16 protein-coding genes and 1 riboswitch are annotated in these 13,640 nt (G+C 49.4%); of the genes, 15 read left to right on the top strand and 1 reads right to left on the bottom strand.

Going from position 1 to position 13,640, the window contains the following annotated elements; all coding sequences use genetic code 11:
- Positions 1 to 8 precede the first annotated feature (8 nt).
- The 8 genes from sigF (at position 9) to ACFO8Q_RS07865 (ending at position 5,451) form a co-directional block, all read left to right on the top strand.
- A complete protein-coding gene (sigF, locus tag ACFO8Q_RS07830) occupies positions 9 to 758 on the top strand; it encodes an RNA polymerase sporulation sigma factor SigF (protein WP_380025209.1) in 750 nt (249 codons plus the stop codon).
- Positions 759 to 813: 55 nt separating this feature from the next.
- Positions 814 to 954 (top strand): hypothetical protein, encoded by a 141-nt coding sequence (locus ACFO8Q_RS07835; RefSeq protein ID WP_380025210.1) that lies wholly within the window; start codon positions 814 to 816, stop codon positions 952 to 954.
- Positions 955 to 1,096: 142 nt separating this feature from the next.
- Positions 1,097 to 1,552, top strand: coding sequence for a stage V sporulation protein AC (spoVAC, locus tag ACFO8Q_RS07840; protein WP_380025253.1), 456 nt, complete (start codon positions 1,097 to 1,099; stop codon positions 1,550 to 1,552).
- Between the two features lie 15 nt (positions 1,553 to 1,567).
- Positions 1,568 to 2,587, top strand: a complete 1,020-nt coding sequence (spoVAD, locus tag ACFO8Q_RS07845) for a stage V sporulation protein AD (protein WP_380025211.1) — start codon at positions 1,568 to 1,570, stop codon at positions 2,585 to 2,587.
- Positions 2,584 to 2,934, top strand: a complete 351-nt coding sequence (spoVAE, locus tag ACFO8Q_RS07850; RefSeq protein ID WP_380025212.1) for a stage V sporulation protein AE — start codon at positions 2,584 to 2,586, stop codon at positions 2,932 to 2,934. Before spoVAD ends, spoVAE begins: the two co-directional genes overlap by 4 nt.
- A gap of 19 nt (positions 2,935 to 2,953) precedes the next feature.
- Entirely contained in the window at positions 2,954 to 3,574 is a 621-nt protein-coding gene (spoVAEA, locus tag ACFO8Q_RS07855; RefSeq protein WP_380025213.1) for a stage V sporulation protein SpoVABEA, read from the top strand.
- A 313-nt stretch (positions 3,575 to 3,887) separates the two neighbouring features.
- On the top strand, positions 3,888 to 5,213 hold the full coding sequence (gene lysA / locus ACFO8Q_RS07860; protein WP_380025214.1) for a diaminopimelate decarboxylase: 1,326 nt from the start codon (positions 3,888 to 3,890) through the stop codon (positions 5,211 to 5,213).
- A gap of 100 nt (positions 5,214 to 5,313) precedes the next feature.
- Complete coding sequence (locus tag ACFO8Q_RS07865; protein ID WP_380025215.1) at positions 5,314 to 5,451, top strand: hypothetical protein; 138 nt, start codon at positions 5,314 to 5,316, stop codon at positions 5,449 to 5,451.
- Positions 5,452 to 5,519: 68 nt separating this feature from the next.
- Here the strand turns inward: ACFO8Q_RS07865 and ACFO8Q_RS07870 are convergent, their stop codons facing one another.
- Positions 5,520 to 6,761, bottom strand: a complete 1,242-nt coding sequence (locus ACFO8Q_RS07870) for a D-alanyl-D-alanine carboxypeptidase family protein (protein WP_380025216.1) — start codon at positions 6,759 to 6,761, stop codon at positions 5,520 to 5,522.
- A 150-nt stretch (positions 6,762 to 6,911) separates the two neighbouring features.
- A riboswitch (FMN riboswitch) is annotated at positions 6,912 to 7,088 on the top strand.
- Between the two features lie 208 nt (positions 7,089 to 7,296).
- Here ACFO8Q_RS07870 and ribD point away from each other — a divergent pair.
- From ribD to ACFO8Q_RS07905, 7 genes are all read left to right on the top strand, one after another.
- Positions 7,297 to 8,394, top strand: a complete 1,098-nt coding sequence (gene ribD, locus ACFO8Q_RS07875; RefSeq protein WP_380025217.1) for a bifunctional diaminohydroxyphosphoribosylaminopyrimidine deaminase/5-amino-6-(5-phosphoribosylamino)uracil reductase RibD — start codon at positions 7,297 to 7,299, stop codon at positions 8,392 to 8,394.
- A gap of 4 nt (positions 8,395 to 8,398) precedes the next feature.
- Positions 8,399 to 9,055, top strand: a complete 657-nt coding sequence (locus ACFO8Q_RS07880) for a riboflavin synthase (RefSeq protein WP_380025218.1) — start codon at positions 8,399 to 8,401, stop codon at positions 9,053 to 9,055.
- A gap of 20 nt (positions 9,056 to 9,075) precedes the next feature.
- Positions 9,076 to 10,272, top strand: a complete 1,197-nt coding sequence (locus tag ACFO8Q_RS07885; RefSeq protein ID WP_380025219.1) for a bifunctional 3,4-dihydroxy-2-butanone-4-phosphate synthase/GTP cyclohydrolase II — start codon at positions 9,076 to 9,078, stop codon at positions 10,270 to 10,272.
- A 20-nt stretch (positions 10,273 to 10,292) separates the two neighbouring features.
- Positions 10,293 to 10,763, top strand: a complete 471-nt coding sequence (ribH, locus tag ACFO8Q_RS07890; protein WP_380025220.1) for a 6,7-dimethyl-8-ribityllumazine synthase — start codon at positions 10,293 to 10,295, stop codon at positions 10,761 to 10,763.
- Between the two features lies 1 nt (position 10,764).
- Positions 10,765 to 12,141 carry an MDR family MFS transporter gene (locus ACFO8Q_RS07895; protein WP_380025221.1) on the top strand — a complete coding sequence of 459 codons (1,377 nt, stop codon included), beginning with the start codon at positions 10,765 to 10,767 and terminating at the stop codon, positions 12,139 to 12,141.
- Between the two features lie 4 nt (positions 12,142 to 12,145).
- On the top strand, positions 12,146 to 12,955 hold the full coding sequence (locus tag ACFO8Q_RS07900) for a spermidine synthase (RefSeq protein WP_380025222.1): 810 nt from the start codon (positions 12,146 to 12,148) through the stop codon (positions 12,953 to 12,955).
- A gap of 78 nt (positions 12,956 to 13,033) precedes the next feature.
- The gene (locus ACFO8Q_RS07905; protein WP_380025223.1) at positions 13,034 to 13,639 is read left to right on the top strand and encodes a site-2 protease family protein; all 606 of its coding nucleotides are present in this window, start codon (positions 13,034 to 13,036) and stop codon (positions 13,637 to 13,639) included.
- Position 13,640 lies beyond the last annotated feature (1 nt).

Here is a 13,640-nt window from a genome sequence, read left to right on the forward strand (position 1 = left end):
GCTTGTCTATGGAACGAAATCGAACCCCTTCACAAGCCAAATTAACCGATGAACAAGTGAAAGAGCTTATCAGGAACAGCCAGGCAGGAGATGACCATGCTCGGGAACAGCTCGTAATCGCCAATCAACGATTGGTGTGGTCTGTGGTTCAGCGATTTTTAAATCGCGGATATGAGCCGGAGGATCTGTTTCAAATCGGATGTATCGGCTTAATGAAAGCAATTGACAAATTCGACCTGAGTTATGATGTCCGGTTTTCTACATACGCGGTTCCGATGATTATCGGGGAGATTCAGAGGTTTCTGCGTGATGACTCGACTGTCAAAATCTCCCGATCCCTAAAGGAAACCGCCCGTCAAATTCGAAAAGTGCGCGATGAATTATCCAAAAAAATGGGACGGCAGCCGCATATTAACGAGGTGGCGGAAGCGATGGGAATGGAACCGGCGGAGGTTGTGTTCGCTCAGGAAGCTTTGCGGCAGCCTGCCTCCATCCACGAAACCGTCTTCGAAAATGACGGGGATCCGATTTATCTGATGGATCAAATTGCGGATGACTCACAAGATCGTTGGTTTGATAAACTTTCACTGCATGACGCTTTATCAAAGCTGCCTGAAAGAGAGCGATTAATTGTTTTTCTGCGCTTTTTCAGGGACAAAACACAGGCGGAAGTTGCGGACGTCTTGGGAATATCCCAAGTTCAGGTGTCTCGCCTTGAAAAGCGGATTTTACAAACGATAAAAGATCAATTGGGATAAAATTTCTTTTCCTGCCGCATACTTTTACTAATTGCACTGCATGTGGGAGGAGCGCATGAACCGGAATTTGTTCAAAGGACGTATCGTTCGTCTGTTACTGGCCGGCATTCTTATCTGTACCGGTGCCGGATGGGGATACTATCACTTCGTGATGACACCCCAATACGACTCGGTGACCAATGCAACCAGGCTCTAGAAGAATGCCTTTAGCGGAACTTTTCTGCTAAAGGCATTTTCATGTTATTGGGGGCAGTTTCCAACAGGAAACTGGCATAGGAGGCAAGCCATGGAGGGATTCTAAAGAAACACGAAGAGTCTTGCGAGGAGGTTCATCAATGATTGCAAGTGGTCCCAAAAATCAGGAAGCGTATAAGAAATTTGCCAAAGAACGCACACCTCAACGACCTTTATACAAAAATGTGGTGCGGGCGTTCCTTGCGGGGGGCACGATCTGTCTAATCGGTCAAGCAATCCAGACATTTTACACTACTTACTTCAACTTTACAGAACGATCTGCCAGCAATCCGACAGTCGCTACTTTAATATTCATTTCGGTGCTCTTAACCGGGCTCGGGGTTTACGATCGGATCGGTCAATGGGCGGGAGCCGGCTCTGCAGTTCCGGTCACGGGATTTGCGAATGCAATGGCCTCTTCGGCACTCGAGTATAAAAGTGAAGGATATGTCTTGGGAGTCGCGGGAAACATGTTTAAACTGGCCGGACCAGTGATTGTATACGGGACAGTGGCAGCGTTTGTAGTTGCGTTAATTCGGTTTGTTATTGAGAGGCTGTAAAGGGGGCTGCCAACGATGGGGAAATTGGGAAAACAATCATGGAAATTTGAGAATCAACCGCGTTTGTTGGCTTCGGCCGCAGTAGGCGGACCTAAGGAAGGGCAAGGTCCGCTGCGGAATGATTTTGACGTGATACATGACGATTCCTATGTGGGACAAAAGAACTGGGAAAAAGCAGAGGAGCAATTGCTGCAAGAATCCATTCAGTTGGCAGTGAAAAAGGGAGGAATCCAGCAGAGCCAAGTCGATCTGATTCTCGCGGGGGACCTGATTAATCAAATCACGATTTCCAGCTTTTCTGCCCGAACGATTGGAACTCCTTATCTCGGCATATTCGGTGCATGTTCGACTTCCATGGAAGGTCTGGCGCTAGCCGCTCAATTGGTGGATTCAGGGTTTGCCGACTATGCTGTAGCCGCTACTTCAAGCCATAACTCAACAGCGGAACGTCAGTTTCGTTATCCGACCGAATACGGGGGCCAGAAGCCCAGTTCAGCCCACTGCACGGTAACGGGCGCAGGAGCCGCCCTGGTCGGAAAGGGATTGCAGGGACCTCTCATTACATATGCCACGATCGGAAAAGTGGTGGACATGGGAATCAAAAATCCTTGGGAAATGGGTCCAGCTATGGCACCGGCGGCAGTTGACACGATTGTGGCTCATTTTCAGGATACCGGGAGAACTCCGGATGATTATGATCTGATCGTTACGGGAGATTTGGCCAGGGTCGGGCATCCGATTGCCCAGGAACTGCTTGAGACACAAGGGTATCGCATGAAGGACAAATTTTCGGATTGCGGAATCCTGATTTTTGATCCCGATCAGTCCGAAGTTTTCTCCGGAGGCAGCGGTTGTGCATGTTGTGCCGCTGTTACTTACGGACACCTGATGAAAAGGATGTCGAAAGGGGAGTTAAACCGAATTTTGGTGATTGCAACGGGGGCACTGTTATCCCCTTTGTCGGTGCAGCAAGGAGAGACGATTCCGTGCATAGCGCATGCGGTTGCGATTGAAGCAGGGGGTGTTGACAAATGACCTTCTTATGGGCGTTCGTGATTGGCGGCTTGATATGCGTAATTGGGCAACTGCTTATGGATTTAACAACTCTTACACCTGCACATGTGATGGTGATCCTGGTCTGTGCGGGCGCTGTGCTGGATGGTTTGGGTCTTTATGAGCCGCTGATAAAATTTGCAGGGGCGGGGGCGTCCGTACCCATAACCAGCTTCGGGAATGCATTGGTCCACGGAGCGATGCAGGAAGCGGAAATGCACGGGATTATCGGAATCATCACCGGGATCTTTGAAGTAACGAGCGCGGGGATTTCCGCGGCCATTATTTTCGGATTTCTCGCCAGCTTAGTGTTTCGGCCAAAAGGATAATCCGTAAGGAGTGATCGGTATGGCTTCCAATCAATCTGCAAGAAAGCGGAAGGTCATTCTCATTACAGACGGAGATAAAGTGGCCCGCAAGACTGTGGAAGAGGCAGCCCGGCAGGTGGGGGCACGAGTCATTTCACGATCCGCCGGCAACCCGACCCCTTTAACGGGACATGAGATAGTTGATCTCGTTCACCAGGCAAAGCATGACCCTGTTATTGTAATGTTTGACGATAATGGGAATGGGGACGAGGGTTACGGGGAGAAAGCCCTGAGGGAGTTTGTATGCGATCCGTCTATCGAAGTGATTGGAGCTATCGCGGTTGCTTCAAATACCGAATTCGTTGATGGTACACGAGTGGACTTTTCCTTTGATTTGGAAGGGAACATCGTAAGCGATGGAGTCGATAAGAACGGGGTTCCGTTAGGGCTTCGGGAACCCATCATAATGGGAGATACCGTAGATGTATTGACCGAGTGCAACGTGCCGATTGTAGTTGGAATCGGGGATATCGGCAAAATGTACGGCCACGATGCGTTTTATAAAGGAGCCCCGATTACAACCTCGGCAATACTGGAAATCCTGAAACGGAGTGGTTATGATGCCTCAAGCGCAGAAGAATACAGACATTCCTCCGAGTGAACAACATCTTCCGTTAGATAAACAAATAGAGGGCAACCTCGAGTTTTTTAAAAAGGTGCTTTTACATGTGGCCGTTGTTCCCGTTGAATATCCGAGCGTTTTTTGATATATTTATCAGGTCACCAATTCAATACATCAACAAAAGGCCGAGCATTGTCCATCCGTAGGACTCTGACCGCCAGCCGAACTGATATAAAATGGCAATCACAGTTATAGACACTTCTATATTCCCTCTGGTGAAAAAAGCATGCTATAATGTCAGTCAATGGTTCATTGACTGACTTTTTGATTTTTAGGGAGAGGAGCTCATCTCATGTATCTTCATGGAACGAGCCGCATCAATGAAAAAGGCCACCTGGAAATCGGTGGATGCGATACAGTTGAGTTGGCCAAACAATTCGGAACCCCCTTGTATGTATATGACGAGACTTTGATCCGCAATATTTGCAGAGCTTACAAACAAGCGTTTGAGGAGAGCGGTTTGCGCTATCAGGTTGGCTACGCCTCCAAGGCATTCTGCACGTTAGCCATGTGCAGATTGGCTGTGGAAGAAGGATTGTCGTTGGATGTTGTTTCGGTCGGGGAATTGCATACTGCGGTGCAGGCCGGTTTTCCGGTGGAAAGGATTCACTTCCATGGCAACAATAAAACACCGGATGAAATCAAATATGCATTGGAAGTCGGAATCGGCGAATTTGTTGTGGACAATTTTTACGAATTGGAGTTGTTGGGGGCCATGGCTTCCGAGGCGGGCAAAACTGCCACGATCCTGCTGCGGGTTACTCCCGGCATTGAAGCCCATACGCACGAGTATATCTCGACCGGTCAAGAGGACTCGAAGTTTGGCTTTGATGTGGGAAGCGGTCAGGCGCAAGAGGCGATTCTGTCCGCGCTGGAAACCAAAGGAGTTCGTTTGGCAGGTCTGCATTCGCATATCGGTTCGCAGATCTTTGAAACAGAAGGCTTTGCGGCGGCAATTGGTCGCGTCGCCGATCTTTATGAATGGACTGCACAGAAAGCCGGGGTTACTTTAACAAAAATCAATGTGGGAGGCGGGTTTGGCATCCGCTATAAGGACGAAGATACGCCATTGACACCCCAGGAATATGTACGCGCGATTGCGGATGCGGTGAAATCCGAGTTCGCGTTACGCGGTTTGGAGTTCCCGGAAGTTATTATTGAACCGGGGCGTTCGATCGTAGGGGCTGCAGGAACCACGCTCTACACAGTGGGATCGACCAAAACCATCCCGGGAGTCCGCAAATATGTAGCTGTAAACGGCGGCATGACAGACAATCCTCGTCCGGCTCTTTATCAGGCTGAGTATGAGGCCATTCTGGCGAACCGGGCTAGCGATCCGGCTGTTGAAACCGTATCAATTGCAGGAAAGTGCTGCGAAAGCGGAGACATGCTGATCTGGGATATCGAATTGCCTGAGGTGAAGGCCGGCGATATTCTGGCTGTGTCCTGTACTGGTGCGTACAACTATTCAATGGCAAGCAACTACAACCGGATCGGGCGACCCGCCGTGGTATTCGTCAAAGACGGGAAAGCGGACCTGGTCGTCAAGCGGGAATCGCTCCAGGATTTGATTCAATATGATCTGATCCCTGAACGGATGAAGGTCGGGTCACTTTAATGGGATGTTTTATTTTTTTGCCGGCGGTAGACGGATGCCGCTGGCTTTTTATATTGGGTTGCATACCCTTATAGTAACGACGCGCTAAAGGGGTGAAAAAATGGGTGCATTACTTGGAATGATGGCAACTTTGTTTCGATGGGCAGGAGCCTTTCGTGGATTATGGGCATTCGTGGTTCCGTTTTGGGGCATGGTAAGAGGGTGGATGGGCAGAAGATCAGCTGCCGCTTTATCTTAATGGGGTCCCCTTGGGGACTTTTTTTATTGAAAACGCATGCTTTGTTGTGTCAAAGCATGCGTTAACGGTTAATAATAGTTCCGGTAGTTCCGGAAATTTTGCACGCGCATTTCTTGCGCGGAGCGAACCCTCATTCTCCGATAGAAAAATCCGATTAACAGCAGCGGTACAGGAAGCAGGGTGTACCACCATTTGAAAGCGGGGTTGATCTCAAGAGCTTGCAGAATCGATGCGGGAGCAGGTATTTCCCCCGCAGTAATTAACGGTACGGATCCAACGGATTGACCGTTTGCGAAAAATTCCAGTTTCCCAACAACGGTGCCGGCTGGGATTGGAGGTTTTGCCGGAGCCTGTAATCGAACTTCGGATCGTATGTCAGGATTCTCATTGGGAGAAAAGGTGTAATACCAGTCAGAAGCAACTTTGACATCTGTTTTCAACTCGTCGCTGAACACCAGAGAACTCACAATTTGATCTTTGTCAGCATATTTTTTTGTTTCGAAATGATTGAATCCGTAATCCAGCAAAGCGGTGGAATCGAGCCGCACCGTCATTTTGGTTTCCATTTTCATCAGTGTGCCAATCAATTCGCGATCCCCGCGGATTGCCGAGACAACGATCGTTTGGCGGGCCTGATCGGTATAACCGGTTTTGACTCCATTCACGCCTTCGTAATTGTAAAGCATTGGATTGATATTATACAGCACCGATTCCCATTCTTTACCGTGCCACGGACGAGTTTCTGTTTTCACGATTTCTCGGAATTTCGGGTTTTGCATTGCATATCGGCTAATCAGGGTCATATCATATGGAGTTGTATAGTGGTTCGGATCGTGCAGTCCATTTGGGTTTACGAAATGCGAATTTTTTGCGCCCAGTTCCTTTGCCTTTTGATTCATCAACTCGGCAAACGATTCAACCGATCCGGAGATATGTTCAGCAATGGCAATCGCCGCATCGTTACCGGAATTCAACATCAGTCCGTACAGAAGATTCTCCATCGTCTGAGATTCGCCTTCCGCCAAGTACACACGGTTGCCTTCTTGTTCCCGGGCAAGTTTGGAAGTTACTACTTGTTCATCCAGTCTGGAATTCTCCAATGCAATGATTGCAGTCAGGACCTTTGTGATGGAAGCCGGATAGAATCGTTCGTGGGGATTTTTTTCATACAGGATTTGGCCTGACTTCATATCCATAAGAAGAGCCCCTTCAGCTTCAACGGATGGCTTGCTCTCGGCAAAAGCAAATAGGGGCAGCATGGTTGCGATCAGCATGATGGCAAGTATCCAGATAATCAGTTTTCGGAACATACGCATACACTCCAGGATGATTAAGTATAAAAACAATCTAGTATGAGGACATGCTTATTTTATTATGGTTTAATAGATATTGCAAATTACACTCTCATTACACTTTACAGATCTCATACCGGCCGGTATACTGAATACACACTCAATTGAATAATCCTTCAGGGCAGGGTGAGGCTTAGAGCCAATTCCCGACCGGTGGTGATGCGGAGTAACCTCCGCTAAGTCCACGAGCCGATTTAGTAAGACATTTGGTAAGACTTACTAAAGAAGCAGGAGTTTGGTGAGAATCCAACACCGACGGTACAGTCCGGATGGGAGAAGGAGCCAGCAAGGCATGGAAGATTCCACGCCTTATTTCAAGCTATGCTGAAAATCGGGATTTTATGTCCGCTTTTTGGTATTGCTTCTATTACGCTACTGGTATGCCCTGAAGAGAAGTCTCTTCAGGGCATATTTTTTGCCCATCAAAGTGACGATAAAGCTCCGATGTTTATTCCGAGTACTTTGATGGGGACCCGAAAAACATCGTGTGGAGATGACTGCGTTGACGGATCAAGAATATATGCAGCTTGCATTGGAAATTGCATCTGCTCCAAATGGGCGAACTTGGCCGAACCCGATGGTGGGGGCAGTGGTTGTGAACGAGGGCCGTATCGTAGGAATGGGAGCCCACCTGAAAGCCGGCGAACCGCACGCGGAAGTGCATGCGCTGAATATGGCCGGGGGTGCGGCAAGAGGGGGAACGATCTACGTGACTCTTGAACCCTGCAGCCATCATGGGCGTACACCTCCCTGTGCGGATCGAGTGATCGAATCGGGAGTCTCGCGTGTTGTCATCGCGATGCTCGACCCTAATCCTCTGGTTGCCGGACGGGGAGCAGATCGGATTCGGCGAGCCGGGATTAAAGTGGAAATAGGCGTGCTGGAAGAGGAATCCCGGAGAATGAATCAAGTCTGGATCACTTCGATCACCCGGCAACGCCCCTTTGTCTGGATGAAAGCGGCGATGACGCTCGACGGGAAGATTGCAACCGGGACAGGAGACAGCAAATGGATTACAAGCGAGGCGGCAAGACATGAGGTGCACCGGATGCGTGATCTGACGGATGCCATCCTCGTTGGCATTGGAACCGTACTTGCGGATGATCCGTATTTAACCACTCGACTGCCCGAAGGAGGACGCAATCCGGTGCGAGTAATTCTCGACAGCCGTTTGCGAGTACCGGAAACCGCACATGTATTGGATCAAGCGGCACCAACCATAGTTGCCTGCGGGCAGGATGCGGATCCGGATAAAATCAATCGTCTGCGAAACAGAGGTATCGAAATCGTCACGGTGCGACTGCAGGATGGCAAGGTGGATCTGAATGAACTCATGAATGAGCTTCATAAACGCCAGATTACACTATTGCTTGTCGAAGGCGGCGGAGAGGTCCACGGGGCATTCCTGGAAGCACAATTGATTGATAAGGTGACTATGTTCGTGGCACCCAAGCTGATCGGGGGAACGGGTCCTTCCCCGATTGGAGGAAGCGGATTTTCCAGAATGGGAGATGCCGTTGAGCTCCAAAATATGAGTGTGGAAATGTTCGGAAGTGATCTTTCGATCACCGGATATCCTCTTTGGAGGTGAAACGATGTTCACAGGAATCATAGAGGAAGTTGGTCGAGTGGCTTCAATTCGCCCTTCGGGGAATGCGATTCAATTATCGATCCAGGCAGCCAAAGTCGTTTCGGATGTTCAGTTGGGGGACTCGATTGCGGTAAACGGAGTCTGCTTGACGGTTACCCGGTTTACTGCAAATGGATTTGATGCAGATGTGGTTCCCGAAACCATGCGGCGAACATCGCTTCGCACTCTGCAGCCCGGGAGTCCGGTCAATTTGGAACGGGCCATGCAGATGGGAGGACGGTTTGGCGGGCATATGGTGTCAGGGCATATCGATGGAATCGGTCGTATCATTTCGTTTTCCCGTGAAGACAATGCGAAAGTGATTGGAATCGAGACCGTTCCGGAAATCATGAAATATATAGTCCCGAAAGGGTCGATTACGATTGACGGAATTTCATTGACGGTTATGGATCGGGAGGCGAACAGCTTTCGGGTTTCGATCATCCCTCATACCGAACAAATGACTAACCTTGGTTCGAAGAAGATTGGCGATCCTGTTAATCTGGAATGTGACATGATCGGAAAGTATGTGGAGCAGCTGTTGGAGATCCGTTTCGGGGCTGACAAGAAGCAAGCCGGTTTATCCTTGGAATATCTCAAGCAGCATGGTTTTGCGGACTGATTAAAGGGGAGGGGTTCCAGATGTTTCATTCAATAGAAGAGGCTTTGGAAGATCTGAAAGCAGGCAAGGTCATCATTGTCGTAGACGATGAAGATAGAGAGAATGAGGGAGACTTCGTAGCGCTCGCTGAAAAAGCTACCCCGGAAGTAATCAACTTTATGATCACACACGGGCGAGGACTGGTCTGCGTGCCGATCACGGAATCCAGGGCGCGTGAACTGGATCTGCAGCCGATGGTGAATAAAAATACGGATGCGCATGGAACGGCTTTTACAGTATCGGTAGATGCAAAAGAAGGAACAACAACGGGAATCTCCGCATTTGAGCGGGCAGTGACCGTAGCTGCATTGATCGATGAGCGGAGCACAGCAGATGACTTTAAGCGTCCGGGGCATATTTTTCCATTGGTTGCACGTGAAGGAGGGGTCTTGCGCCGAGCAGGACATACAGAAGCTGCGATTGATCTGGCCCGGCTCTGCAATTCGTATCCCGCCGGGGTTATTTGTGAAGTGTTAAAGCCGGACGGAACCATGGCGCGCGTTCCGGACCTCGTCGATATTGCCAAAGAGCATGATTTAAAGATGATCACGATTGAGGAACTGATCCGGTACCGGAAATCCAGGGAGGTACTGGTCCAACCTGCCGCATCTGCTCATTTGCCAACCGAATACGGGGATTTCTACGCGGTTGTCTATACAAACTCTGTGGATCAGAAGGAGCACGTTGCATTGGTGAAAGGCGAAATTGACTCGTCAAAGCCTGTGATGGTTCGAGTGCATTCGGAATGCATGACGGGTGACGTATTCGGATCTCACCGCTGTGATTGCGGACCTCAATTGCACGCTGCCCTGCGGCAAATCGAAGAAAACGGATCGGGTGTACTGCTTTACATGAGGCAGGAGGGTCGCGGGATCGGCCTGATCAATAAAATTCGGGCATATGAATTGCAGGAAAACGGATACGATACAGTAGAAGCGAATGAAAAGCTCGGATTTCCCGCCGATCTGCGGGACTATGGAATTGGAGCCCAGATACTGATCGATCTCGGGGTTCGAGAGATTCGATTGCTTACCAATAACCCTCGAAAAATTCGGGGATTGGAAGGTCATGGACTCAAGATTGTGGAACGCATTCCGATTCAGATGGAGCCCAATGAGTCCAATATCAAGTACTTGAATGCAAAACAGAAAAAGTTGGGTCACATGTTAAATATGTAATCACTGGAGGAGAACAACTAATGGCACAAACATTTGAAGGAAATCTGATTGGTACCGGTTTAAAAATCGGGATTGTGGCAGGCCGCTTTAACGAATTTATTTCTTCCAAATTGTTGTCGGGCGCTTTGGACGCTTTGAAACGGCATGGAGTAGACGAGAATGCAGTTTCTGTAGCCTGGGTTCCCGGAGCGTTTGAAATCCCGTTCGCGGCACAAAAACTCGCGCAGAGCGGAAAATATGATGCCGTCATTACATTGGGGGCTGTGATTCGAGGCTCTACGCCGCATTTTGACTATGTTTGTTCAGAAGCGGCGAAAGGTGTTGCGGCAATTTCCCTGAAAACAGGAGTGCCTACGATCTTCGGAGTACTGACGACCGATTCGATCGAACAAGCTATTGAGCGTGCAGGTACGAAAGCCGGGAATAAGGGTTGGGAAGCGGCCGTTACCGCAATTGAAATGGCCAACCTGACGAAGGTGATTGAGGGATAACGTGCGGACCAATCGGAAAGCGGTTGTACTGGCTGTCATGATCACCAATTTTCTGGCAGCGATGGACGTGACCATTGTCGGAACCGCGATGCCCACCATTGTTGGAAAATTGGGCGGGTTATCCTTGATCAGCTGGGTATTTTCCGCCTACCTTCTAACTTCGGCCGTCTCCACCCCGCTTTATGGGAAGCTGGCGGATCTGTTCGGGCGGAAAATCATGTTTACCATTGGAGCCGGAATCTTTCTTGTTGGCTCCGTATTCTGCGGTATGGCAGATTCGATGACCATGCTGGTGATCGGGCGGGCGGTTCAAGGACTTGGCGCAGGTGCCATTATGGCAATTGCCTCCACGATTCTGAGAGATATATTTACGGTTGAAGAGCGCGGGCGCGTACAGGGGCTTTTTTCCGGAGTTTGGGGAGTGGCAGCCATTATCGGTCCCGCACTGGGAGGTATCATTGTCGACTTCCTTTCCTGGCCGTGGGTATTCTATATCAATATTCCGTTCGGGCTATTGGGTATTCTTCTGCTCTGGTTTGGTTTAGATGAACAGATTGAAAAGAAGAAACATGCGATCGACTTTGTGGGTGCCTTCATCTTGACCGCTTCAATGACTGCACTGCTGCTTGCGATTTTGCAGGGAGGAAAATGGTCTTGGACGCATCCTGCAACTCTCTCATTGTTGGCGGTTTCTTTCGTGGGTGTGCTTGCCTTTCTCTATGTCGAGCGGCGTGCCAAGGAACCGATTGTTCCTTTGGAACTTTTCAAAATTCGTGTGATTGTGGTATCAAACGCAACCTCGTTTTTAGTGGGGGCTGTCTTATTGGGGGTCACCAGTTACATACCGCTTTATGTACAAGAGGTTTTAAAGGGTTCCCCAACGGAAGCGGGATTTACCTTAACTCCCATGTCGATCGCCTGGATGATTGGCAGCGTTTACGGCGGCCGCAATCTGGTGGCTTGGGGCTTTAGGCGGCTTGCGTATCTTGGCGTTGCTTTTATAGCGGCGGGAGCTGTCTTGTTAAGCGTGTTGGCACCGGAAAGCGGGCGAATTTTTGCAATGGTTCTGATGGCGGTGATGGGAATCGGTCTTGGAATGTCGACTCTTGCTTTTACCGTCGCGGTTCAAAGTGAAGTGGATTGGAACCGCCGGGGAATTGCTACGGCAACGAATCAATTTGTACGATCACTTGGATCGTCGATTGGAGTGGCTGTAATGGGAGCGGTTTTGAGCTGTCAAATGCTCAGAGAACACTCCCTATATGCCGGTCTGCATGCGGTATTCGTGTGGATTGGGGGCTTTGCGCTTGCCGCAGTGCTTACCATGATTCTGTTTCCGAAGCAGAACAGTCTGGAAACAAAAGAAGCGAGGTCGTAAACAGATGCGCTTTGTTCTTTCTCTATTTCAAAAGACAAAGCTGATATGGAAGAAACGAACCCCTTATCAGACGGTCTATGTCTATGAGAAAGGTCGCGTCCGTTATATGCGCTTTGCAAGTGAGAGTTGGCAAGGAGCGCTGGATATGCGGAACAAGGATCGGCTGTTGTTCCCGTATCAGCGTTTTTTTCTTGCTTATAAAGCGTGGCTGCCGGAAGTGCATTCCTTTCTTGCTCTGGGGGTGGGAACCGGAACAGCAATCCGCACCGTTCGTCGTCAGCATCCGAAAGCATATATCGCAGGTGTCGATTTGGATGCGAGTGTACTCCAAGCTGCTGTTGAGTATTTTGATTGTCCGTGTGACGACCGTACCCAACTGATTGCGATGCACGGGCGGGCGTTCCTGGATGCTGCGGAGCAGCGATTCGATCTGGTTTTTCTGGATGCATTCGATTCATTTTCAATCCCCAAATCCATGCGTACCAAAGAATGTTTCTCCGCGATTGCAAAAGTTTTGGAGGAAAATGGGCTTCTGGTCGTGAATGTAATAGGTACGTTGTGCGGGCCGTGGAGTGACTCGTTTCGAACACTCTACAAAACTTTGCGGCAGGTGTTTCCGGAGGTTTGGATACTGCCCGTTTCCAGGTGGCTTTATATGGAACAGAATATTTTACTGATCGCACGAAAACAATCAGATGCAGCTCAGTTCCCGATAGATCCGGCAGATCCGGAGGTGAGGAAGTATATCGAGCGGCTTTATACTCGATCCATTCCCACAGAGGATATTCCTGTGTACCAAGACCTGGATCAATAGTTCGTTGTTGGCATCTGGGGCCTGTGATATAATTGTGCAGACCGTGTTTGGGCGTAGTTAGGGGAGGGGAGTTACTCCATGTTTAACTTTAGTTTGGAACACATGCTCTTTCTTACGATCGCGTTTTTGATTGCAGCTCCGGTACATGAAGCAGCCCATGCATGGGTGGCTTACCGTTTGGGAGATCCAACTCCACAGCGCGATGGCCGCTTGACGCTGAATCCGCTGGTTCATATTGACCTTCTCGGGTTTATCCTGATTCTTCTGGCGGGATTTGGTTGGGCGAAGCCTGTGATGACGAATCCGGCGATGTTTCGGGGCAACCGTCGAATGGGGATGTTGAAGGTTGCGATTGCAGGTCCGATCGCCAATTTGTTAATGGCTGCACTGGTGGCTTTGATCGCCCGTTCGGAGCTCGTTCCTTACTTTAATCTCAGTTCCGGGATTGTTCGTGTAGTGATCTACATAAATGTTTTGTTGTGCGTATTTAATTTGCTGCCGATCTTCCCGCTTGACGGTGAGAAAATCCTTCGTTCCCTGGTGCCGATGCGTTATTTGGGGATTTTTTACAAAATGGAGACGTACGGTCCATTCATTCTCTTACTGCTGGTATTTATGCCCGGCGGCATCTTAGGGAGTATTATAGGACCGCCGATCGACTTCATCCTGCGTTTGCTTGTCTAAG

The sequence above is a fragment of the Effusibacillus consociatus genome, from assembly GCF_042652925.1.
GTDB lineage: Bacteria > Bacillota > Bacilli > Tumebacillales > Effusibacillaceae > Effusibacillus > Effusibacillus consociatus.

Bases quoted from the DNA above. Each gene is read 5' to 3' on its own strand.
- spoVAD (WP_380025211.1), top strand. From the start codon at position 1,568: ATGGGGAAATTGGGAAAACAATCATGGAAATTTGAGAATCAACCGCGT.
- ACFO8Q_RS07905 (WP_380025223.1), top strand. From the start codon at position 13,034: ATGTTTAACTTTAGTTTGGAACACATGCTCTTTCTTACGATCGCGTTT.
- ACFO8Q_RS07880 (WP_380025218.1), top strand. From the start codon at position 8,399: ATGTTCACAGGAATCATAGAGGAAGTTGGTCGAGTGGCTTCAATTCGC.
- ACFO8Q_RS07835 (WP_380025210.1), top strand. From the start codon at position 814: ATGAACCGGAATTTGTTCAAAGGACGTATCGTTCGTCTGTTACTGGCC.
- ACFO8Q_RS07870 (WP_380025216.1), bottom strand. From the start codon at position 6,761: ATGTTCCGAAAACTGATTATCTGGATACTTGCCATCATGCTGATCGCA.
- sigF (WP_380025209.1), top strand. From the start codon at position 9: ATGGAACGAAATCGAACCCCTTCACAAGCCAAATTAACCGATGAACAA.
- spoVAE (WP_380025212.1), top strand. From the start codon at position 2,584: ATGACCTTCTTATGGGCGTTCGTGATTGGCGGCTTGATATGCGTAATT.
- ACFO8Q_RS07900 (WP_380025222.1), top strand. From the start codon at position 12,146: ATGCGCTTTGTTCTTTCTCTATTTCAAAAGACAAAGCTGATATGGAAG.
- spoVAEA (WP_380025213.1), top strand. From the start codon at position 2,954: ATGGCTTCCAATCAATCTGCAAGAAAGCGGAAGGTCATTCTCATTACA.
- lysA (WP_380025214.1), top strand. From the start codon at position 3,888: ATGTATCTTCATGGAACGAGCCGCATCAATGAAAAAGGCCACCTGGAA.
- ACFO8Q_RS07885 (WP_380025219.1), top strand. From the start codon at position 9,076: ATGTTTCATTCAATAGAAGAGGCTTTGGAAGATCTGAAAGCAGGCAAG.
- ACFO8Q_RS07865 (WP_380025215.1), top strand. From the start codon at position 5,314: ATGGGTGCATTACTTGGAATGATGGCAACTTTGTTTCGATGGGCAGGA.
- ribH (WP_380025220.1), top strand. From the start codon at position 10,293: ATGGCACAAACATTTGAAGGAAATCTGATTGGTACCGGTTTAAAAATC.
- ribD (WP_380025217.1), top strand. From the start codon at position 7,297: ATGACTGCGTTGACGGATCAAGAATATATGCAGCTTGCATTGGAAATT.